The sequence below is a fragment of the Paenibacillus sp. NN59 genome, assembly GCF_057597225.1.
This window is the reverse complement of record NZ_CP199678.1, coordinates 5,940,773-5,963,403: the sequence shown is the minus strand read 5'-3', so window position 1 is coordinate 5,963,403 and position 22,631 is coordinate 5,940,773. Positions and strand designations below refer to the sequence as shown.

Genomic DNA, 22,631 nt, shown 5'->3' with positions numbered 1-22,631 from the left:
GTAGTTTTGTTTATGAAAATGTTATATCCGTCCGTTTCATGTCCATTATGTAAGGCTGTTTTATCGCAAAAGTTCCCATTCATGCTGTAACATGCCGTATACCGCATGATTGACGTATCCTTTAGGCAGCTTTTCCGCCTGGCGAATGACACCCTCAAGCACGAAGCCAAGTCGTTCCGGAATAGCACGGCTACGTTTGTTGTTGGTGGCACAGCGAATTTCCACCCGATTCAGATCCAGTGTCACGAGGGCGTAATCCACCAAGACACGGCAGGCACTGGTCATTAGGCCTTGTCCTTCGAAACCTTTACCAAGCCAGTATCCGATGCTTACGGAACGGCTTGTCCAGTTAATCTCGTGGAAACCGATGATGCCTGCAAGTTCTCCTTTTAACCAGATGCCGGCTGTGAAGCCGCCGTTCTCCGCAGCTTGTTTTAACGCGTTCGTAATAAAGCTCGATGTATGTTCCATGTCGGTCACCTGATCTACCCAAGGCAGCCAATGTCTCAGTTGATCTCTGGAACGGTCCGTCAGTTCGAACAGCGGTTTGGTGTGCTCCATCAAAAGCGGGCGAAGCTCTGTATATTCATCCAATGAATAGGTAAACATGATTGCAACCTTCTTTCTTTATATAATAGGTAGATTAGCGGGGAGGCCGGGGCAATTTGCGCTCCAGAGCAAACAGATCTTCTTCCATGGAGGCCATGCGCTGGTTTACCGTCGTGCGTGCGTCACTGAGTGCCTGATTATATATGTAGGGAGCAAGCTGTGTCATAAACAGGTCGAGGACGCCCCATGCTGCCAGATCGCCCAATTCTTCGCCGCGTTCCTCTTCAAAATACGACTGGATCGTGCGAATGGCTTCATCCTGCTGTTCTTTGGTCAGTTTTAGCGCGTTCACTTGGGAAACCCTCCCTTAAATTTAGTTTTACTCATATGCTACATGATTCGTGCGAACTCGTCAAAATGGTATTGGGCCTAACTTGAATCGGGTAGCGTGTGCGTTTGATCCCGATTTTCATGTTGTTATTTATTGAACTCCTTCCCCGTTAAAGGTATATTTAAATGAAACGCGTACGAAACTTTCCATGAAAGAAGATATTTTCAGGAAATGGTTTCGTCATTAAGGAATTTTACCCGGAATTGCTGTACTATTGTACTTTTTGCAAGCTCCAATCCATTCATGAAAGGTTTGATAACTGTGGACAACCGATTCACAACCCCACCTAACTTTATTAAAAATATCATTACCGAGGACCTCCGGTCGGGCAAAGTCCAGGAAGTTATTACCCGTTTTCCACCGGAACCGAACGGTTATCTGCATATTGGTCACGCGAAGGCGATCTGGATCAACTTTACGCTGGGCGGCGAGTTCGGCGGCAAGACAAACCTGCGCTTTGATGACACGAACCCGGTGAAGGAAGACGTGGAGTACGTGAACTCCATCCAGGAAGACGTGAAATGGCTCGGATACGAGTGGAACGAGAAACGTTTTGCCTCGGATTATTTCGATGAGATGTACAACCGTGCGGTCTTGCTTATTCAAAAAGGTAAAGCCTATGTCGACGATCAAAGCGCCGACGAAATCCGTCAAATGCGTGGAACGCTGACCGAGCCGGGCAAAAACAGCCCATACCGCGAGCGTTCGGTGGAAGAGAATCTCGACCTGTTCACACGTATGCGTGCAGGCGAATTCAAGAACGGAGAAAAAGTGCTGCGTGCCAAGATTGATATGGCTTCGCCTAACATCAACCTGCGTGATCCGGTCATCTACCGTATCTCTCACGCACATCACCATAACACGGGCGACAAATGGTGCATCTACCCGATGTATGCATTCGCACATCCGCTGGAAGATGCCATTGAAGGCGTAACACACTCTTTGTGTTCTCTGGAGTTTGAAGATCAACGTCCATTCTATGATTGGGTTGTTGCAGAGTGTGAGATGCAAAGTCAGCCGCGTCAATACGAGTTTGGCCGCCTGAACCTGTCTCAGATGGTAACGAGCAAACGTAAGCTGAAGTTGCTTGTGGATGAAGGCCATGTCGATGGCTGGGACGATCCGCGTATGCCAACGATCTCGGGTTTGCGTCGCCGGGGGTACACACCGGAAGCGATCCGTGATTTTGTATTCGAAACAGGCATTTCCAAAAGCCAAGGCGTGATTGATCTGCAAACGCTGGAGCACTTTGTTCGTGAGGATCTGAAACTGAAAGCTCCGCGCACCATGGCTGTCCTGCACCCGCTCAAAGTGGTTATCACCAACTATCCTGAGGGACAAGTGGAGTGGCTGGAAGCCGAGAATAACGTGGAAAATCCGGAGATGGGCAACCGCCAAATTCCGTTCTCCCGTGAGATTTATATCGAGCAAGACGACTTTATGGAAAATCCGCCGAACAAATACTTCCGTTTGTTCCCTGGCAATGAAGTTCGTTTGAAACATGCCTACTTCATTAAATGTAATGACGTAATTAAGGATGCGGATGGTAATGTCGTTGAGATCCACTGCACATATGATGTAGAAACGAAGAGCGGCAGCGGCTTTACAGGCCGCAAAGTCAAAGGCACGATTCACTGGGTAGAGGCAACTCAAGCGGTACCCGCAGAATTCCGTTTGTACGAGCCGTTGATTTCGGCGGAAGCGCCGGAAGCGGAAGCAGAGGCCGAAGTGGTTGCTGCTGTAGCAGGGGCTGAGATTGAGGCCGATGTGACTGGAGCTGGAGCAGAGACTGCCGAGCAACCGGAAAAAACGTTCCTGGATCAGCTGAACCCGAACTCTCTGGAGATCGTTCACGGCTTCGTGGAGCAAGAGATGAAAGAAGCGAAATCACAGGACAAGTTCCAATTTTTCCGTCACGGTTACTTCAGTGTTGATCCAAAGCACTCCGAGCCAGGCCGTCCCGTATTCAACCGGGTTGTATCGCTGAAAAGCTCATTCCAATTGCCGAAGGCATAAGGTATAAAGTAGATACAAGAGGATATGGGATGAGGTAGACGTACAAGAGCGTGAGATAGACAAACAAGTGAGTGGGATAGACAAACAAGAGCTTGAGATAGACGTGTAATAGTAGCGTGGGCATGGGACAGGGGTGGTTGCTAAACCAACGTCAGCCACGACATTAATTCACCCGTCGAATGCTTGAAGGGTTTGGTTAGAGCACGAAGTTTCGAGATTAGTCAGCTGCATAAGCATTAAAAAGGGGCGCTCCTTCATCCTTAAGATGACGGGACGCCCTTTTTGTGTTTTTCGATATAGAGGGGATGTCCTCTTTTATAGTATGCAAATTACTCTAACGATCACAGGGAACGCTATTTCCCCGTTTTTCGGCATTTCTGAATTCTAACGATCCGTACGGGGCTTATTTCTTGAAAATGCCGTCTTTTTACCCTGTTTTCCTCGCTTTAGTCGGAAATAAGGTTGCTGGTGATCGTTAGAATATGAAACGTCTAGAAATTGCCCAAATAAGCTTCCTGGTGATCGTTAGCCGCGGAGTTGCCACTAATCCTCCACAGGAGTGCTCGAGTTTCTGTAGGAGTTGCCGCAAAGCCGCCCTCCGCAGAGTCAGTTCACCTACTTGTCTTCATCCATATTGCCCATCTCGGTCAGCACCGTTGGCTGGTATCCATTACGACGGTTCCACAGCCACATGATGGCAAAGCCAGCAGCGCCGATGAGTGAAAAGAAGACACCGATGTTGTACATTACCTCTGCACCGAAGCTCTGGAATAGCCAACCGCCAAACAGCCCGGCAATGACGCCGGAGAGACCACCCCAAGCCATCGTATACACCGCTTGCCCGGAGGAGCGGTAAGGCCGTGGAATAAACAGCATCGTCAGTTGTGTGCCCACATAGAAATAACCGCCAAAGGTGACCGAGTGCATGAGTTGAATAAAGACAACCTCCATCGGGTTGTTAGCCAGCGCCATGAGCTGCCAGCGAAGAGCAAACAACAGGCTGACCAGAATCAGAGAGCCCAGTAGTATGCTCATTTTGCGTTTCAGTAACCGATCCAGCAACAGGAACACACCCACTTCGAGAATAGAGGATGTGAAGATGGCCCAGCCGACCATCTGTTTGTCGCCGCCCATCTCTACAATATAAAGAGACATAAATGTACTGTTCATGGCATTGGGTACCGAAACGAGCACCCCAAGACCGATAAAAATCATAAAATACGGATTAAACATCACTTTGCCGAACCGCCGGAACGTCACAATCGGGGTATCGGAAGCAATGGGCTGCTTTGGCAAAAGTACAGAGAATACAAACGCTACTGCAATCATGCATGCAAAAATAATGGATACACTGCTAACGCCAAAACGGTCAATAACCGGCCCAGCAGCAACTGCAGTCAGCGCCCAACCTAGAGAGCCCCAGAGCCGAAAGGATCCGAACTTCTGACCTGTACCGTCGATATAACCGAGAATCAGGCTGTTGGTTTGAGCGAATAAGGGACTTTGGAAAAAATAAAAGAAAATCATGGCGACATAGATCCAGGCATATGAGGGCGCATAAAATACACCCTGTGCAAGCACAAAGGTGCCTCCCATCATCATCATTAGCACAATACGGATATTGCGCGACTTATCGCTCCAGAACCCCCAGAACGGATTGGCAAACAGAGATACAAAAGGACCGATGGCCATGAGGCTTCCAATCTCCAGTTTGGTCATACCAATCTCTTGAAGATAGAGCTGCAGGAATCCGGCAAAGATCGAAATGGCTCCGTAGATGAAAAAGTTATATAGTTTCAGAGAGGTCAGCGAGGAAGTGCCTCTCACAGGTGCAGATCTGTCCAATTGAGCCATTCCTTTCCGAATCAAATCATATTGTTCAATGTATCATTTGTTGAAAGGGGATTCAACGTATAGAATATATGAATTAAAGGTATGTCCTATCCCATAACGGATGTAACGAAATGTATAATATGGATATGTGCTTTATAAGTTCGGTGTAATACTGCACGAAGATATAACTCAGGTTCTTACGGGAAGAGGAGAGTGCTATGAACGCTGAAAAATGGACAGGCATTATATTGGCAGGTGGATTATCCAGCCGAATGGGAACGAACAAAGCACTACTCGAACTGAATGGTTCAGCCGTGTTAACTCATATAAACAATGCGATCAGATCCGCCGTATCCCGGGTTGTTGTTGCAGCGGGGCCGAGCGAAGCAATTTACACCGCACTAGGGGATGAAGACTTCGAATGCGTAAAGGATGTTTACCCGGGCAAGGGGCCACTTGCGGGGCTCCACGCAGCACTCAATGCCTCCCAGACAGAGTGGAATCTGGTCAGTGCCTGTGACATGCCGCTTCTGCAAACCTCTTTTTTCAATGGAATGAAGAGGCTCACAGTACAGTATCCAACTTGCAACGCCATCGTTCCGCGAGTAGAAGGACGCATTCATCCCCTTGCAGGGGTTTACCACAGGCGTGTGCTTCCCGAGCTAGAACAGTGCCTTATTCATGACCGGCTGCGTGTCATTCGCTGGCTGGAAGAGATCGGTTGCCATTTTGCCGAAATAGACGAACTGGAGCAAGTAGGTATTGAACATGCCGCACTACAATTGAGCAATATGAATACTCCCGAAGAATTCGAAAATATACGAATTCATCTTCAGTGTTCGGAGTTTCCTTCTGGAGGTTGAGCAACGGGATTCAGGCTATTCTCTGCATGTTGATTTCGATAGAGTAGAGGGCTTTGGCCTGTCCAGCGTTTGAATTGTCTACTGAAATGAGACAAATGGGTGTAACCAAGTTTGATGGCAATCTCCCCAAGCGAAAGATCAGGTTGCTCGATCAACACTTTGGCCTCTTGCAGTTTCAGGCTGGACAGGTAGGCCCGCGGAGAATGACCGAATACTTTGCGAAAAACCTGTAAACCATATCCCGGACTAATGCCAAACGACGAAATGATCTGCTCGACTTTTACCGAAGATACATTGTCGTCCCGTGATCGTAACTGGGCATGGAAAGCCTGCTTGATCGCTTCAGCGATCGCTCCTGCGTAATGCATAGCGGTCGGAGCAGGGGCATGAGCAGCATCCACCGAGATCGTAGACTCGGGTGTATTCTCTGCTGCTTGAGATAACAGCGCAAACAGTTCGAACATCCGTGCTTGCATGAGTAATTTGTCTGTGGACGAATAAGCCTCGGCTGTATTAATCATGCTCATCCAGCTTTCAAGCACGGCTCTTATTTTCATATTATCTCCCGTACCGGCGGCATAGATTCTGCTACGCTGGGACATGAGTTTTAAGGTGAATACCGGATCATCTACGTTAAAATGTGCGCTAAAATAGGTCATACCCTCCGCAGAAATACATGTATTGGTATGTTTGAATCCGGGCGGAATGAGCAGAATAGAGCCCTCATCTACCGTATACGTGTAGCCATGAATCACACTCTCCTGCGTTCCCTGAATGATCAGAATGATCTCAAAGCCCGGATGTGTCTCCTCAGGCATAGCCCACCCATATGGAACTTGCTGGCTATGAGCGCCATAAAATTTGATGTTACAATCGATAATCGGAAGCCAGTGAGCCAGCGTATGGTATGGCATCTCTCGAAGCTGCGAACGGATATCCATGACATTCACCTCGGAAAAGGGTAAAAAATACTCGCCTTGTGCCATCGGCACTATGCATGTACTTCATTATAATCAGTTTAACGCGGACATCCTAATATATCGGGATATGCAAGCGTATCAACAGATATTAAACAACGAATAAAACGATACTAGCATTAATGTAAACGCTACCATTAGAAGCGGGAACATGTCAACTTACCTTATACACTCAAAGGAGACTATTTCATGGACAAATTATTATACGGCGTAGCCTATTATGATGAATATATGCCATATGAAAGACTGGACAAGGACATTCAGATGATGAAGGATGCTGGGATCAATGTCGTGCGCATCGCCGAATCAACGTGGAGTACCCATGAACCGCAAAACGGTGTGTTTGATTTCACTTCCGTCGATCGGGTGCTGGATGCGATGCATGCGGCCGGAATTCATGTCATCGTAGGCACACCAACGTATGCTGTTCCGACGTGGATGGTGAAGGAGCACCCGGACGTGCTGGCAACAACCGCACAGGGACCTGGAAAATATGGAGCAAGACAGATTATGGATATCACGCATCCGACGTATCTGTTTTATGCAGAGCGCATCATTCGTAAGCTGATCTCACGCGTGAGCAAACATCCGGCTGTCATAGGATATCAGACAGATAATGAAACGAAGCACTACAACACAGCTGGAGACAACGTGCAGTTACAGTTTGTTAAATATATGCGGAACAAGTTCAGCTCCCTGGACGAGTTGAACAAGGAATTTGGACTGGATTACTGGAGTAACCGCATCAATAGCTGGGAAGACTTCCCTTCCGTTGTGGGTACCATTAACGGTAGCCTGGGAGCAGAGTTTGCCAAGTTCCAGCGGCAATTGGTCACGGATTTCCTGGCGTGGCAAGTAGGGATTGTGAATGAGTACAAACAGGAAGGCCAGTTTGTTACCCAGAACTTTGACTTTGAATGGCGCGGGTATTCCTACGGCATTCAGGGGGATGTGGATCATTTTGCAGCATCCCGACCTTTTGACATCACCAGTGTAGATATCTATCATCCTTCCCAAGACGAGTTAACCGGCATTGAGATTTCGTTCGGAGGAGATGTGGCGCGTTCCACCAAACAATCCAACTACCTTGTTCTGGAGACCGAAGCACAGGCCTTCTGGCACTGGGTTCCTTATCCGGGCCAACTGCGATTACAGGCATTCAGTCATCTGGCTTCCGGAGCAAATATGGTTGCCTACTGGCATTGGCACTCGCTGCATAATTCGTTTGAGACCTATTGGAAAGGCCTGCTAAGCCATGATTTTGAACCGAATCCGGTGTATAACGAAGCGCAGACGATTGGCCGCGATTTTGCTCGCCTGAGTCCTAAGCTGGTGAATCTGAAGAAAACAAATCGGGTGGCTGTACTGTTCAGTAACGAGGCGTTAACCTCCATCAAGTGGTTTGGCTTTAACTTTACCAGTGACAAGAATTACAACGACGTTGTGCGCTGGATGTACGATGAGCTGTATAAAATGAACATTGGCTGCGATCTTATCGATCCTTCCGTGGAGAGTTATGCAGATTATGATGTGCTTGTGGTGCCTGCTCTGTATGCTGCTTCGGATGCGTTGCTGGAAAAATTAAATCAATTTGTACAGGACGGCGGACATATCGTGTACTCGTTCAAGAGCGGTTTTGCCAATGAGCATATCAAAGTTCGTTCTTCACGTCAGCCCGGACTGATCAGTGAAGCATGTGGCATTAGCTACAACTTGTTTGTTGAGCCGAAGCATGTTGGGCTACGCGGTGATCCATTTGGCGTAGGTGAGGAGCATAATCAGGTACACACCTGGATGGAGCTCATTACACCGACGACTGCGGAGGTACTCGCTTGGTATGATCATCCACATTGGGGAGAGTATGCGGCGATCACGCAAAATAACTACGGTAAAGGCAAAGCAACGTATGTTGGCTGTTACACAAGTGCCGCCGTCATTCGCAGTGTGCTGGAACGTGTGATGAAGGACGCGGGTGTATGGGGGGCGGATCAGGAGCTTGCTTTTCCACTCATTGTGAAGACAGGGGTGAACGACCAGGGGCATACCATTCGCTACTATTTCAACTATTCGGATGAGCCGGTTTCCTTCAAGAATCCGTATAGCGAAGGGACAGAGCTATTATCAGGAGATTCGATTGCCGCTGGGCAGGAGATCAAGCTGGAACGCTGGGGCGTACGAATTATCGAGCAACACTAGGGAATAATAGTGCAGATTTTAAGTTCCCAAGGAAAATAGAAGATTTTGAATTGTTCTTTTACACTTTAACGGAGAGGACAGAAAAAACCTGAAAAAGCGAAGCGTTCGCCTTTATCACCGGATTTTCCCTTTTGGAAAAAGGAATCAAAAAAATCTGGGGATAACCGCTACTCTCCAGGTTATTCTGTCATCGGAGTGGCCTGTGTAAAATCTTGGTTCAACATTCACTTCATATTTTCCGAAAAAAATAACAAGACCATGGCGCCCTCGGCTTTGATGCTGGGGCGTTTGTCTTATTTTAGCTCAGGAGTGGATGCGCTGTGTTTAACGAATTCTACCGTCGGCTGATAGACCCTTTCAAGCGCAGCATTCGTAATAAATTGATACTGACCATGACCCTGGTCGCTGTACTGCCAGTCATTGTGATAACTGCGGTAGCCGCGGAGAATGCGCGTTCCTCCATGGAAGCCGAGGTTATGGATACGAACCGGGTCAATATGAATTGGGCCTCTGTCTATCTGGCAGAACAGTTTACCCGCATGAATAATATCATTTATTCCATTCAGATCAGTGATGAGCTACATCAGTATTTGGCGTTGGGCCAGGAAGCGCCTGCTTCCAGCCGTTTTGACGAACAAAAGGCTGTTTTTAATATGCTGAACAGTGTGTACTATTCTGCTGGCAATTATGTGTTTGGGGTCGAACTGTACTTGAAGGAGCAGGACACCCTGTTCACCTTCAATTCTATGGAATCCCGAATTAAGACGGTTGCGGATATTCCCCAAGGGTATCATAAGCTATTTGCGGAGCATAAAGATTTTACAATTATCAATGATCCGATAGATCCGCAAAAGTTCCATATGACTCGTAGCATGAACCGTTTTGAGGATCAGGCTCAGATCGGAGCAATCAGTCTGGAGATCAAGTGGGCCGAGTTTAACCAGACGCTTGAACTGCTCGACAGCAGGGGAGATTATACCGCCTATATCGGAGACAGTTCAGGCCATCCGGTATATCAGCCGAACTCCTCCATCCAGCCATCGGATGAAGCGTTGAAGCAGCTGAGCGAAACGAAGAATAACGCGGGTTTTATTCGTACAGCACAGGAATATATTTTCTATCACGATATTGAGTCGACAGGGCTACGGGTGATTAAAATCGTACCGGATCATGTCATTAACGAGAGTGCACTGGAAACGATGAAGTATGGGCTAGTTGTGGGCGGAGTGGCAACGGTCGTGTCTGTTGCTCTGGCGGCACTGGTCGCTTGGCGAACCTCTAAACCTATTGTCAGACTGGCGAATTCAATGAAGGGTATCCAGTTGATCAAGGATCGTAAAGTAGAGCGTAGCGGACGAGTGGATGAGATTGGCCTACTGGAGAAAAATTTGCACGGTATGGCTAGTCGAATTCGGGAGCATATCCGGGATAACTATTTGATGAATCTGGAGAAACAGACAGCCGAGCTCAAAGCACTACAATCTCAGATTCATCCCCACTTTCTGCAAAATACATTACAAATGATCGGTGGCATGGTCTATTCGCAAAAGCCGGCAGATAGCTACAAGGTGATCCGGGCATTAAGCGAGATGTTCCGCTATATTGTACGGGCACCGGACGGCCTTGTCCCTCTGCAATCCGAACTGGATCAATTGGAGCATTATATGCTGATTCAGAAGCAACGTTTTGCCACCCGGCTTGAATATAAGCTGGAAATTACGGGAGAACTCCGAGAGTGTTATATTCCGAAGTTATCCTTACAGCCTATTGTAGAAAATGCATTTTTGCATGGGCTGGAGAAAAAGCCTGGGGAGTGGAAGCTAGGCATCGAAGTGCTCTGTGATCCACAGCAGGGTAGGGTGACGATTCAAATTTGTGATAATGGCATGGGTATGGAGCCGGACAGGCTCGTAGAGATGCAATCCAAACTGGAACGCATTACGCGGTATACCGATCGGGTATGGAACTCAGGCACGAGTATTGGACTGCTCAATGCCGCATCACGAATGGTGATGCATTTTGGACCCGATTACGGTATGCGTATGGAAAGTAAACTTGGGCAGGGAACAAAAGTGATCGTAACGATCCCCTGCACAACAGGAGGCGAGCCCTTGTGAGTAAGGAGATCTATAGAGTGTTGCTGGTGGATGATGAGCCGTGGAATCGCGATATTTTACGTAATCTTGGTGAATGGGATGAGCTCGGCTTGGTTGTCTGCGGTGAAGCAGAGGATGGAGAACAGGCGATACAGATGGTCAAGACGTTGCAACCTCATCTTATTATTACGGACATGCGTATGCCTGGATCGGATGGTGTCGAGCTGATGCAGACGCTGAGCAGTCAGTACCCGGAGATTAAGGTTGTTGTGGTGAGCGGTTATGATGATTTTAATTATGCCAAACACGCTCTGCGGTATCGTGCAGCTGATTATCTGCTGAAACCGGTGAATCCGGATGAACTAAATGCTACGCTGGCGAAATGTAGTCATGAACTGGATAAAGCTGCTACGGCACCAGAAGTGTGGGAAGCTTATCCGGCTTCATTCGCGGGTGAATTCTCTCTGTTCCAGCAGCAAGCACGTCTGCGCTTCAACGACTTGAACCTGACGAGCCTGCGGGAATGGTTTCATCAATTAGAGCAGAAGCTGGAACAAAACGAGGTTCGAAGACCTCGCCAGCTTGGACGTGCGGTTTATGAGCTGCAGAATATGCTGGACGAGCTATGTGTGTCCAATGGGCTGTTCGATCGTCCGGAAGAGGGAGTATTGCCTCCTGCATCAGCGCTGGGTTCGATCCGGGCGGCTGTGGAATGGATCTCCGCTTCCTATTATCAGGCGCTGGAACAATTAATTGCCCAGCGTAAGTATAAGAACAAGCTCAACCTCGAAGAGGTAAAGCAATATATGCAGCAACACTGCATGGAGATGATTACGCTGGAGCAGCTTGCCCAAATCTTTTTTGTCAGTAAGGAATATTTGAGCAAAGCTTTCAAGAAAGAATATGACGTGAACGTGACCGATTATGTGGTTCAACTTCGGATGACCAAGGCCAAAGAGTGGGTGATGGATGATCAGATTCCATTCAAACATATCGCCGAGATGACGGGGTATGAAGATGTGTCCTACTTCTATCGGGTATTCAAAAAGCACTTTGGTGTGTCACCCGGAGAGATGCGCAAAGGCCAGCATAAGTTGCCTAACCCATTCCCCGAATGAATCATTCGGGGAATGTTGCTTGAATTAAGGTTTAAAATAATCCAATGGAAGAGTCTAATTTTGTCCAATGAAGCGCTTACATTTTGCGATATATAATAAGCCTATGAAAGACAAACCAGTCACACCGGGAGGTCATAAGAGATGAAAGTATGGAAAAGCGTTGTAAGTGCGGCACTGGTCAGCGTTCTGCTCGCAGGCTGCGGCTCGAATGCAGGCACGGATAATGAACAGAACGAAGTCAAAGCTGGCAGTACCGTAAACCTCAAAGTATTCGTTGCTCAACCAAGGCTGAAAGAACATTACGATAAATATATAGAACAGTTCAAAGCCAAAGAAAAAGCAGACAAAAACATCGAAGTGAATGTGCAACTGGAGATGCCGCCAGCAGATAATGCACCTCAGATTTTGAAAACAAGACTTGCTTCCAATGACGCACCAGACGTATTTGCTCTGCATGCGGTGAATGAGATTCCGCCTTTCAGCAAAGCTGGATATCTCGAAGACTTGTCCAATCAACCTTTTGTAGATAAGTTACTGGATTCGGTCAAACCTTCGGTAACGGATGCAAGCGGCAAAGTCGTTGCGGTTCCACTGGAAACCTTGTCATGGGGTTATCTGTACAACAAAGATATCTTTAAAGAACAAGGGCTTGAGGTTCCAACAACGTTGACAGAAATGAAAGCGGTTGTAGAGAAGCTGAAAGCAGCTGGCATCACACCGTTTGAGCTGTCTTACAAAGAAGCTTGGGTTCCGCAATTGTTCCTGCCGCTGACAGTAGGAGCACTGACACAGACGGAGCATAAAGATTTTGTAGAAAAAATGAACAAGGACGAAGCTTCCTTCTCGGATATGAAAGCACTGTTTGACGTATTCGATCTCGTTAATGCGAACGGAACGGATAAAGCGCTTGAAGTTGGAGCCGATGACGGCGCTGCCGCTTATGCTACAGGCAAAGCGGCGATGTGGATTCAAGGACCTTGGTACGCAGAAACGATTCTGAAGTCCAACCCTGACGTTAATTTTGGTGTAGCTCCAATGCCGCTGAACGATAATCCGGATGATACGAAAATCAACCTGAGCACATCCACTTCACTAGCTGTATCGTCATCAAGTAAAAACAAAGAAGTGGCACTCGACTTTGTAAACTACATTCTAGATGACAAGGATTCAAGTGCATTCTATGAAGCGCTCAAGTTTAATCCGGTTGCTAAAGTGCATACGTTCAAGAGCTTCCCGTGGGTAGACGACGCCCTGAAATATGTTAATGAAGGCAAAGCTTATCAAGATCCAAAGATTCCACAAGCCGTGAAGGATGAGTCTGGTAAAGCTCTTCAAGGGTACTACTCCGGACAGTTGAATCAACAGCAGGTGATCGATGCGCTCGATAAAGCGTGGAAATCCTACAATAAAGTCAATAAATAAGAGCAGGATGCTTAACAAGTAAGCGCCTGAACGATCAACAAGGTTGAGCTGTAAGAAAGCAGTACCTGCGTTTGTTGACAAAATCTCGTTTGGTTCCGTATTAAGCTCGGGGTTTTGTCAACAAATTAGCGGTACTTTATTTCGTAACAGTCTCGAAGCAGATGAAACGGCTGGCTGAACGATCTTCGTTCCCCCGTTAACCTTCATCCGCTGTGCAAAAAGGGGGAGAAGTTATGGCTACGAATGTGTTCAAAAAGTATCTTTCATTGCTCGCGTTCACAGCGCCGGCCTTTGTAATCTATGCGATTTTCCTGCTGTACCCGACGTTTAGCGGGATGTTCTACAGCTTGACGGATTGGAACGGGTTAAACCGTGACTACAGCTTTATCGGGCTGGGGAACTTTGTGGAATTGTTTAAGGAAGATCCTGACTTCCTCAACTCGCTGTGGTTTACGATGAAATATGTTATTTTTATGCTGATTTTGCAAAATGTCATTGCATTGCTGCTCGCCGTGTTCATTGAGTCGCGTACACGCAGCAAAGGGTTATTCCGCACATTGTTCTTCATGCCCAATATGATCAGTACAATCATCAGTGCATTCATGTGGACGTTCATCTTTTCCCAGGTGTTGCCGCAGCTGGCTGAGAAATTGGCCGTTTCTTTTCTCGACCAACAATGGCTCGGTGATCCGAAGTTCTCCTTCTACTCGATTCTAATCGTATCGCTTTGGAACGGTGTGGGCTATATGATGATCATCTACCTGGCTGCATTGCAGGGTGTACCGAAAAGCCTCAAGGAAGCCGCGGTCATTGACGGTGCAAATGCATTTCAAGTGTTACGTAACGTCGTACTGCCGATGATTACACACGCTATTACAATCTGTTTCTTCCTGACACTGAACGGTGCATTCAAAGTGTTCGAGGTGGTCTATGGATTGACAGGCGGCGGCCCGGGTCGGGCTACACAGGTCATCACCATGAATATCTATGAAGAAGCTTTCTCGAACAACTTCAGATATGGTTATGCCAGTGCCAAATCGGTTGTATTGTTTGCTATCGTTCTTATCTTTACACTCATCCAGATCACCGTCATGAAGAGAAAAGAGGTGGAAGCATGAGAATGCAGCGACTGAATAACTACCTGATTCGGCTGTTACTGATTCTCGGCTCTCTGGTAGCCATGCTACCGATCTACATGGCTGTGGTGAACTCATTCAAAACACAGGGTGAAATGTTCCAATCCTTTATTGCTCTGCCGACCACATTACATTGGGAGAACTACACGGATGCGTTTAACAAAATCAATCTGCTCGGTAGCTCGCTGAACTCCGCGATTGTGTCAATTCTGGGTATCGGAGGCATCGTCTTCTGTGCTTCGCTTGCAGGATACAAGCTGTCACGGACTTCCGGCAGGCTTAGCAATCTGATCTTCTTCATGTTTGTCGCTTCCATGCTGGTGCCGTTCCATTCCATCATGATCCCGCTGACGCGTGTCGCGAAGGGGATGGGGGTGCAGGGAAGCACTTACGGACTGGCTCTGATCTATATCGGACTTGGTGTAAACATGGCGATCTTCCTCTATCACGGGTTTGTGAAGTCCATTCCGCGTGAACTCGAAGAATCGGCTCAGATCGATGGATGTAACGAGTTCCAGACGTTTTTTCAGATTATTTTCCCGCTGCTGCTTCCGATCACGGTGACGATTGCAATTCTGGACTTCCTGTGGATATGGAATGACTTCCTGTTACCGCTATTGATGTTGACGGATGTAAACCGGTACACACTTATCCTGTCCACGAACATGCTGTTTGGTGAGTATAACAAGGAATGGCCGTTAATTCTCTCTTCTCTGGTTTTGACTGCAATTCCGGTTATCCTGATCTATGCATTCTTCCAAAAGTTCATTATGGAGGGTATTGCGGAGGGAGCGGTCAAAGGATAATAGGTATAGGAGCTTGTTCCTGTTCCTGCGATTCCACTCTACACACTTAAGTGTGTAAAAGCTCATGCTTATAGCCTTGAACTGCGGATATACTCCGTTAGTTCAAGGCTATTCTCATTTATGGAAAGAGAGGGACACCAAGGTGAGCATCCCAAATAAGCGCAAGTTGAGTATCAGCAGTACAATAGGGGGCAACGACGTATTTTACAATATTGCAATGCAAAGAGATGTTGCTCACACGCTGGGCTTCATTAGCCTGTGTGCTTCTTGTGCAAGGACAATCAGTCCCCGCTCCATCTCATCTTGCGAAGCATAGGCATAAGAGAGCCGGATATGACTCGCATCCAGCCGATCATACAGATATCCTGGATGAATGAGTACATCTGCTTCCAGACAGGCAGAGAACAACTTGCGGGTAGACAAGGGTTCCGCTGTGAAGTGTAGCCAGATATAGAACCCGCCTTCTGGCGTTGCCCATTCTGCAATGTCATGAAAATAGCGATGCAGTAGCTCCAGCATGAAGTCTCTGCGTCTTCGAAGCTCCGGACGTAGCCGCTCCATATGAGTTGTGTGATGGCCATCTGTAAACCATAATGCGGCGGCTTCCTGTGCGAGTGAACTGGTGCCGTAATCCGTCTGCATTTTAATGTCGGCCAGCCTTCGAATGACGGGCACAGGACCGACAAGCCAGCCAAGACGAAGACCTGGACTGACCGCTTTGGAGAGAGTGCCCATATGCAGCACCCGACCTTCCTGATCCATTGCCTTAAGTGGAAGAGGAGGAGGGTGATCCAGCCAAAGTTCCTGATAAGCGGCATCCTCCAAGATCGAAATGCCGGAGTTGCGGGCGAGGGACATCAATTCATCCCGGCGACGGCAGCTCATCACGCTGCCTGTAGGATTATGGAAGCTCGGTATGGTGTACAGTAGCGGGAAGGACTCGCTGTTATTCTCGTCGTTTCCTGAGTGCAACGTTCGTATCGCATGTTCTAAATGCCCCAGATGTAATCCCTCTTCCTCCATGGCAATTCCGTTTAGCTTTAGCCCTGCCGATTGGAAGGCGTGGATGGAATATAGATAGGACGGCTTCTCTAACAAGACAGCTGATCCACGAGGCAGCAATCCCACAGAGATTAAATGCAGTGCTTGTAGAGATCCCGACACGATCAGAATCGAATCAGGTGAGGCCTGAATGCCATTAGACTGCAAATGTATGGACAACGCCTCACGAAGCGCCAGGCTGCCTTGAGGTTCGATGTAATTCAGCATACGTGTTTGGCTGGACAGGGTCTGGAGAATTTTATTAAACGCTTCGTTTGGCATCAGTTCCGGTGCGAGCTCACCTGTACCCAGCCGAATAATGCCAGTCCTGAACTCCGCCTGATTAATCTGCTGAATCTCGGGCAAATTCGGATAGTACCAGCCTTCCTGAGCAGCTTCGCTCCAGTTGGGTAAGGCGGCATGCGCCATACTGTGCCAACCGGAACCGGAGACGTAGGTACCGCCTCCGTGTCGGCCTTCAATCATCCCTGCCGCAGTCAGGTTATCCAGAGCGGTGACCAGCGTACTGCGGTTTACACCCATGGATGTTGCCAGTGTTCGCTGAGAAGGCAGACGAGTCCCAGCCGACCACTCGCCTGTTGTGATTTTTTGCCGGATATAGGCTTCAATCTGACGATACATAGGCAAATCAAGCGCAGGGTTAGGCTGCCAAATTTGTCTAGAAGATGTATTGGAATATTGACGTCCCATCAGGTAATTTCACCTCCTGTAGTTATAAAGAAAGAGTCCGTTATCGTGTTCGTATCGTCCACTATAACATTTGGTTGGGCTCCATGCCATCCAAGTGGTTGGTTACGTCTTCCCTAATTTCATTTACGCTGAAGAAAGAGATAAGGGGGATGGGCAATGGACGTTTTTATTCATGCAGTGGTGCTGGCATTTGGCTTGATCTTACCGCTGGGTGTTCAGAATGTATTTATTTTCAATCAAGGGTTAACGCAAAAGAAATACTTGCATGCACTGCCGGCTATAATTACAGCAGGGATTAGTGATACGCTGCTGATTGGAGCCGCTGTAGGGGGCATGTCTCTCATTTTGATTCAATGGCCGCTACTCACCCATGTTTTATACGCGGCTGGAAGCCTGTTTTTGCTCTACATGGGCTGGGGACTATGGAAATCATCGGCTTCCTCAGATAAAGCCCCGACAGCGATGTCGGCAGGTCGGCAGATTGCTTTTGCCGCTTCAGTGTCTATTCTCAATCCGCATGCTTTACTGGATACCGTGGCTGTCATTGGTACAAGTTCCATTCAGTATGCAGGGGTGGAGCGTATGTATTTTACAATCACAACAATGGCTGTATCCTGGATTTGGTTTCTGGGGCTTGCCGCCGCAGGCAGCGTAGTTGGCAATCATGATCGCACAGGGTATCTACGAATTGTGCTGAACCGCGTATCCGCTCTGATTATGGTTGGAATCGCGCTGATGATGTGCTGGAGGCTTTTTAACTCCTAAATCAGGTGTTCAAAGCACATGAGCAAGGTGAAACAATGAAAACTAGGGAATCGTAAAGGCTGGATGGGTGTAAGAAGGGGACAGCCGTGCACCTGCTAGCTAACACTTCGTAGCAAAAAAGCTCCCCGTCACAGAGTCACGGGAAGCTTGATGTATCCGTTTATTCTGCTTTTAGCAGCATTGATTCAATGAACACTTTAAGATCCTGGCTTGTTGCGTTCAGATGGTCAATAATCTCACTGAACTCCGTTACAAGTTCAGACTGTGCATTGCTGGACTGTGTTATGGAGGTAATTTCCTGTTCCATCTGCTGAATGGAGGACTGCACATCCTTGAGGGAACGTTCAATGTTCACCGTCGCCTCTTTGGTTCCGGTGGACAGTTTACGCACTTCGGCGGCAACTACGCCGAACCCCGCACCTGCCGCGCCCGCGCGTGCGGCTTCGATGGCTGCATTCAGGCCAAGCAGATTCGTTTGTTCCGATACTTCACGAATAAATACGGCAACTTTGTTGACCTCACCGGAGTTCTTCACAGCAAGGCGTGTATTGTCCAAAATTTGCGTAGACGAAGCAGTTAGCTGTTCAGACTGTGCAGCAACCGTCTGCACCATCTCTGATAACCTGCCGCTGATGCCTGTAATCAGGTCGGTAAAGTGCTCGAGCTTTTCTTCGTTCTGGAGTGAAAAACCTATAGCAAGCGTTCCTGCAATCTTTCCTTCATCATCATAAAGCGGAGTGGCGGATGAAATAATGGGTGTGCCGTAAAATTTGGCGTCAATGCGATTGGCTGAGGTCTCCCCATGCACAAGTGCCCGGCGCAGTGTAGGGTCTTCAAGAGAGATCGGATCTCCGGCTCTGATGCCAAGATCAAGCTCGTTGCTGGGAACGTAATACCAGAACTTCTCGGTATCGGTAACGGCAATCATGATATCGTGTTCTTTCAGCATCATTTTAAAATAAGGACTTGCTGCAGTGAGTGCTTCTACGATGTTCAATAAGTTCAGCTCCTGTAGTATGTGTGTATATCATCTGGGTGTATATTATACATCGTCAGATCGATTAGCCTAATTTAGGCCTAAAAAGGGCATAACGTCTATTACATTTTTTTTAAGCGTTTGAATCAAAGGAATAGAAACATGTCGCTGACATAAGCTTTTCATCATCAAACAACACAAAAAACAGACGGGAACCTGAGGTTCTCGCCTGTTTTGTTCATGAATCATAATGAGCACAGCGATTGTTTATAATAGATGGCGTTATGTTTGCCTTCTATCCACCGATCTGCGACATGCGTCGTACCGTCGGGGTGTGGGATTGCATTTTTTTCTCCAGTGCCAGCGCCATTTCATGATTTTTCGGTTTGGTACCGAGTGCTTTCAGGAAAAGTGCGGCCATCGCATCGGGATCATCTACATAGCGGCGAACATTGTATTCATCTGACCAGTACAGACAAGCCTTGATATGTCCGTCCGCTGTAAGGCGTAGCCGATTACAGTTATCGCAGAAGTGGTCACTGACTGGATGAATAAGACCAAATGTGCCTTGGGAGCCTGTAATTTTCATATTACGTGATGGGCCATTCCCGGCAGGGCCCTCGGTATTCTCAACCGTCCAGCCAGCCTCGGCACATACATCCGTAACAGCCTCCAGCGGCAGATAAGATTGGCGCCAGGAGTCGGAAGCCTGCCCGATTGGCATGTATTCAATAAATCGCACATGTAGCGGCTGATCCATCGTCATAGCGATGAAATCCTTGATCTCATCATCGTTAATGCCTTTCATGAGCACGACATTCAGCTTGATCGGTGCCAGGCCCACCGCAGTAGCTGCCTCGATACCCTTCAGCACCTTATTGACATCTCCACCGCGTGTGATCATAGAGAAGCGGTCAGCATGCAGGGAGTCCAGGCTAATATTAATGCGGTTCAGGCCAGCATCCTTCAAAGCCTTCGCCTGTTTGTCCAGCAGCAAGGCATTCGTGGTCAGTGCAATGTCCTCGATGCCATCAATGGCAGAGATCATGCCCACAAGTTTATGCAGATCCTTACGTACCAGGGGTTCTCCCCCCGTGAGCCGAACCTTGCGCATGCCCATCGGGGCGAGCACTTTTAGCACGTCCGTAATTTCTTCATAACTCATTATCTCATCATGCGGAGCAAACTCCATGCCTTCCGCGGGCATACAGTAGACACAGCGCAGATTGCAGCGGTCCGTAACGGAAATACGGATGTAGTCATGTATGCGGCCAAATGAATCCTGAAGCAGTTCCATGCAGACCACCCTTTCAACAGTTCAGATTGGAAACCTTCTATAGTAAATGATACGACAATTGTAAAAGCAACAGTTGCATCAAATTTTAGCTATTTCTCCAATCCGCGTCAATGATGACGTCCCGTGATAGCAATTTAGGCAGGCTGATTCAATTGAAATTGGCCAACGACTTGTTGCAGGAACAGGGTAATGGCCTCCACATCATGGGAGGATTGTTGAACCTTCAACATATCCCGAATCAACGCCATCATCTCGGCTTCCACCTCGGCGGAGGTCACCCGATTTTGGTGGCTGATGGCAGCGATATTTTCCATCAAAAATACGACCTGATCGACGACTTGGGTACGCTCGGCTTCTTCGGAGCTGGCTTTTTGGAGAAGCTCTGACGCTGCTTGAACCAGCGTTGTTCCTTCGGCAAGCACCTGGTCTCCTTCGGTGATTTGCTTGGAAGCTGCGCTTGCAGCCGTCGAGATCCGATCCAAAATCTGATGAATGTCCTCTGTAGAGGAGCGGGACACATCGGCCAGCTTACGAATCTCTTCCGCGACAACCGAGAAACCGCGTCCATGCTCTCCGACGCGAGCGGCTTCGATTGTCGCATTTAATGCGAGCAGATTGGTCTGTGCCGATATTTCTTCAATGACCGCCAAGGCGCGGTAGATGTCTTTCATTGTGCCAAGGAAGGAGAGGATCGTCTGGTTAGTATCCGACACGGCACTGGAGATTTGAATCATTTTATCACCGATGCGATCTACTTCCTGTCTCGCTACACCAATCTGTTCATTGGCTGAAATCTCCAGCTGTTGCAGGGTCAGTCGCATATGATCAGCGGCCAGCTTGGCTTGATCCAGGTCTTGTAATTGGGTACGGGTAGCTTGAATCATTGAACCAAGCTTGAGGTTGACGCGGTCAGTAGTCACTTGAGTGGTCTCTGTAGATGCACGCATCAGATGCTGATTATCCATCACGTCCACCGTAGCCCGCTGGACTTTGAGCATAATGCTCTCCAGAGAATCGATCATGTTATTAATCCATTTGGCCAGTTCACCTGATTCATCTTGAGCAAAAGCATTGGTGTCCAGACGCTGGGTAAGATCACCTTTACCCTCCGCGTTCACCCGAATGAATTGACTGAGACTGCGCAAGTCCCCATGGACGCGGTTGTATTGTTTGCGATGAAGCTGGAATGCACCAAAGAATCCCAAGATGACATGAAAGCCAGCGATTGCAGCAGCGTTCCATCCGCTGCCTGTCAGCACAAAAATCAAGGCGGCAGCAAGAACGGCCGAGAGCATAATATAGAAGCTATGCTGTTTGAATTGTCTCCATCCGATACTGCGTATGCGGTACACTTCTTCCAGATCACCTTCGCACATCATGCCCCAGCGATCCGGGCAGTGAGGGAGTTGAAAGGTGATGCCTTTACCGATGACGGGAATATGACGGTAATCCGAATAACCGGGATAGGCCACAAACAGATTCGAGCCATTTTGAATCGTTTTCGATACGCCCGGATGTAATTGGCCGGTAGAGGGATCGGTGAACATCAGCTCAAGCTCCGTATGCTTCTGGACAGACACGATGCCCCAATCCGTGGTCACACCGTCTTTCAGGTTTTCTCCATGCGTGAATGTTCGATCCTCGAAGCGGCTGCGAGATAGAGCGGTACCTGGCTGTAGTTCAGGCCGCAATACAGACTCGGCCATAAACAGATAGTTATCACCTGAGTCCGGGTAGATATGTCCCGATTCACGCTGAATGAGGTCACCAAGCACGTCGCCAGGAATACGGCTACATAAAGCACCCGCAACCTTACCTTGTTGCACGATAGGGACAATGAACATCAAGGTAATCGCGTCATGAAACGTGGACGAGCGTGGCCCGATCTCCAGCGTAAGCGGATCAGAATACGGACCATACAGACACTTCTGACCATCTATGCCTGCTTGTGCATAGCTCAATCCGGGACCAAAGGATATTTTCTCGTGAGGAGTATAACGTTGACCTATATGTTTCTGATATGTAGAGAATATAACCTGATGCTGCTCGTTAAGTATGAACAATTCCGTACTATCCTGGGTGCGTGCGTAGCTCGCCTTAAACCAGGTATCCAGCTTTTCTGCCTGTGCTGATCCGTGCTTCACATCCTGGAGGTTAACCGATCCGATCTGCTGAAGCAACCGATCCAGATGACTCCACTGATCACTCGCCCAATCTATCAATAACTGTCTTCTTGTCTCCGCGATCCCTTCAAAAATGTGCTCCACATCTTCCTTCCGGTGTGCATTCAACCGATAAGACCACCACAGCGGTAACCCTTTTTTCCATCCCAGCCAATCAAACATGATGACCACCCCGAATTTTGGATTTAAAAAGATTTGAACAGCCCTCAAACATGTTGTTTTTCATGATCTTGTGGTAATTCAAGCTAGAGTTGG

The 22,631-nt window shown here is 48.0% G+C and carries 17 protein-coding genes; 9 read left to right on the top strand and 8 right to left on the bottom strand.

What is annotated here, in order from left to right:
* Positions 1 to 60 precede the first annotated feature (60 nt).
* On the bottom strand, positions 61 to 609 hold the full coding sequence (locus tag ACT89M_RS26025) for a GNAT family N-acetyltransferase (protein WP_154891995.1): 549 nt from the start codon (positions 607 to 609) through the stop codon (positions 61 to 63).
* Between the two features lie 34 nt (positions 610 to 643).
* A complete protein-coding gene (locus ACT89M_RS26020; RefSeq protein WP_090924184.1) occupies positions 644 to 901 on the bottom strand; it encodes a DUF2164 domain-containing protein in 258 nt (85 codons plus the stop codon).
* A gap of 282 nt (positions 902 to 1,183) precedes the next feature.
* On the opposite strand from ACT89M_RS26020, the gene ACT89M_RS26015 reads away from it, so the two are divergent.
* Positions 1,184 to 2,956 carry a glutamine--tRNA ligase/YqeY domain fusion protein gene (locus tag ACT89M_RS26015; RefSeq protein ID WP_154891994.1) on the top strand — a complete coding sequence of 591 codons (1,773 nt, stop codon included), beginning with the start codon at positions 1,184 to 1,186 and terminating at the stop codon, positions 2,954 to 2,956.
* A gap of 615 nt (positions 2,957 to 3,571) precedes the next feature.
* Here ACT89M_RS26015 and ACT89M_RS26010 read toward each other — a convergent pair.
* A complete protein-coding gene (locus ACT89M_RS26010) occupies positions 3,572 to 4,810 on the bottom strand; it encodes an MFS transporter (RefSeq protein WP_154891993.1) in 1,239 nt (412 codons plus the stop codon).
* Between the two features lie 197 nt (positions 4,811 to 5,007).
* On the opposite strand from ACT89M_RS26010, the gene ACT89M_RS26005 reads away from it, so the two are divergent.
* Positions 5,008 to 5,652, top strand: a complete 645-nt coding sequence (locus ACT89M_RS26005) for a molybdenum cofactor guanylyltransferase (RefSeq protein WP_154891992.1) — start codon at positions 5,008 to 5,010, stop codon at positions 5,650 to 5,652.
* Here the strand turns inward: ACT89M_RS26005 and ACT89M_RS26000 are convergent.
* Positions 5,622 to 6,593, bottom strand: a complete 972-nt coding sequence (locus ACT89M_RS26000) for an AraC family transcriptional regulator (RefSeq protein WP_154892013.1) — start codon at positions 6,591 to 6,593, stop codon at positions 5,622 to 5,624. The genes ACT89M_RS26005 and ACT89M_RS26000 overlap by 31 nt on opposite strands.
* A 225-nt stretch (positions 6,594 to 6,818) precedes the next feature.
* Here ACT89M_RS26000 and ACT89M_RS25995 point away from each other — a divergent pair, with 225 nt between their 5' ends.
* From ACT89M_RS25995 to ACT89M_RS25970, 6 genes are all read left to right on the top strand, one after another.
* Positions 6,819 to 8,825 (top strand): beta-galactosidase, encoded by a 2,007-nt coding sequence (locus ACT89M_RS25995; RefSeq protein ID WP_487344890.1) that lies wholly within the window; start codon positions 6,819 to 6,821, stop codon positions 8,823 to 8,825.
* Between the two features lie 320 nt (positions 8,826 to 9,145).
* Positions 9,146 to 10,942 carry a sensor histidine kinase gene (locus ACT89M_RS25990; RefSeq protein WP_253499609.1) on the top strand — a complete coding sequence of 599 codons (1,797 nt, stop codon included), beginning with the start codon at positions 9,146 to 9,148 and terminating at the stop codon, positions 10,940 to 10,942.
* Positions 10,939 to 12,039 (top strand): response regulator, encoded by a 1,101-nt coding sequence (locus tag ACT89M_RS25985; RefSeq protein ID WP_261771679.1) that lies wholly within the window; start codon positions 10,939 to 10,941, stop codon positions 12,037 to 12,039. The genes ACT89M_RS25990 and ACT89M_RS25985 overlap by 4 nt, the downstream gene beginning before the upstream one ends.
* A 141-nt stretch (positions 12,040 to 12,180) precedes the next feature.
* Positions 12,181 to 13,461 (top strand): ABC transporter substrate-binding protein, encoded by a 1,281-nt coding sequence (locus tag ACT89M_RS25980; protein WP_090922751.1) that lies wholly within the window; start codon positions 12,181 to 12,183, stop codon positions 13,459 to 13,461.
* Between the two features lie 233 nt (positions 13,462 to 13,694).
* On the top strand, positions 13,695 to 14,579 hold the full coding sequence (locus ACT89M_RS25975) for a carbohydrate ABC transporter permease (RefSeq protein ID WP_090922752.1): 885 nt from the start codon (positions 13,695 to 13,697) through the stop codon (positions 14,577 to 14,579).
* The gene (locus ACT89M_RS25970; protein ID WP_090922754.1) at positions 14,576 to 15,403 is read left to right on the top strand and encodes a carbohydrate ABC transporter permease; all 828 of its coding nucleotides are present in this window, start codon (positions 14,576 to 14,578) and stop codon (positions 15,401 to 15,403) included. Before ACT89M_RS25975 ends, ACT89M_RS25970 begins: the two co-directional genes overlap by 4 nt.
* 234 nt (positions 15,404 to 15,637) lie before the next feature.
* Here ACT89M_RS25970 and ACT89M_RS25965 read toward each other — a convergent pair whose 3' ends face one another.
* Positions 15,638 to 17,155, bottom strand: coding sequence for an aminotransferase-like domain-containing protein (locus tag ACT89M_RS25965; protein ID WP_308722704.1), 1,518 nt, complete (start codon positions 17,153 to 17,155; stop codon positions 15,638 to 15,640).
* A gap of 156 nt (positions 17,156 to 17,311) precedes the next feature.
* Between ACT89M_RS25965 and ACT89M_RS25960 the strand changes: the two genes are divergently transcribed.
* Positions 17,312 to 17,920 (top strand): LysE/ArgO family amino acid transporter, encoded by a 609-nt coding sequence (locus tag ACT89M_RS25960; RefSeq protein ID WP_308722705.1) that lies wholly within the window; start codon positions 17,312 to 17,314, stop codon positions 17,918 to 17,920.
* A gap of 160 nt (positions 17,921 to 18,080) precedes the next feature.
* Here the strand turns inward: ACT89M_RS25960 and ACT89M_RS25955 are convergent, their stop codons facing one another.
* The 3 genes from ACT89M_RS25955 to ACT89M_RS25945 form a co-directional block, all read right to left on the bottom strand.
* Positions 18,081 to 18,917, bottom strand: a complete 837-nt coding sequence (locus ACT89M_RS25955) for a methyl-accepting chemotaxis protein (RefSeq protein WP_090922762.1) — start codon at positions 18,915 to 18,917, stop codon at positions 18,081 to 18,083.
* A 274-nt stretch (positions 18,918 to 19,191) separates the two neighbouring features.
* Positions 19,192 to 20,193, bottom strand: a complete 1,002-nt coding sequence (gene moaA, locus ACT89M_RS25950) for a GTP 3',8-cyclase MoaA (protein ID WP_253499621.1) — start codon at positions 20,191 to 20,193, stop codon at positions 19,192 to 19,194.
* A gap of 134 nt (positions 20,194 to 20,327) precedes the next feature.
* Positions 20,328 to 22,538, bottom strand: a complete 2,211-nt coding sequence (locus tag ACT89M_RS25945; protein ID WP_308722706.1) for a methyl-accepting chemotaxis protein — start codon at positions 22,536 to 22,538, stop codon at positions 20,328 to 20,330.
* Between the last annotated feature and the right edge of the window lie 93 nt (positions 22,539 to 22,631).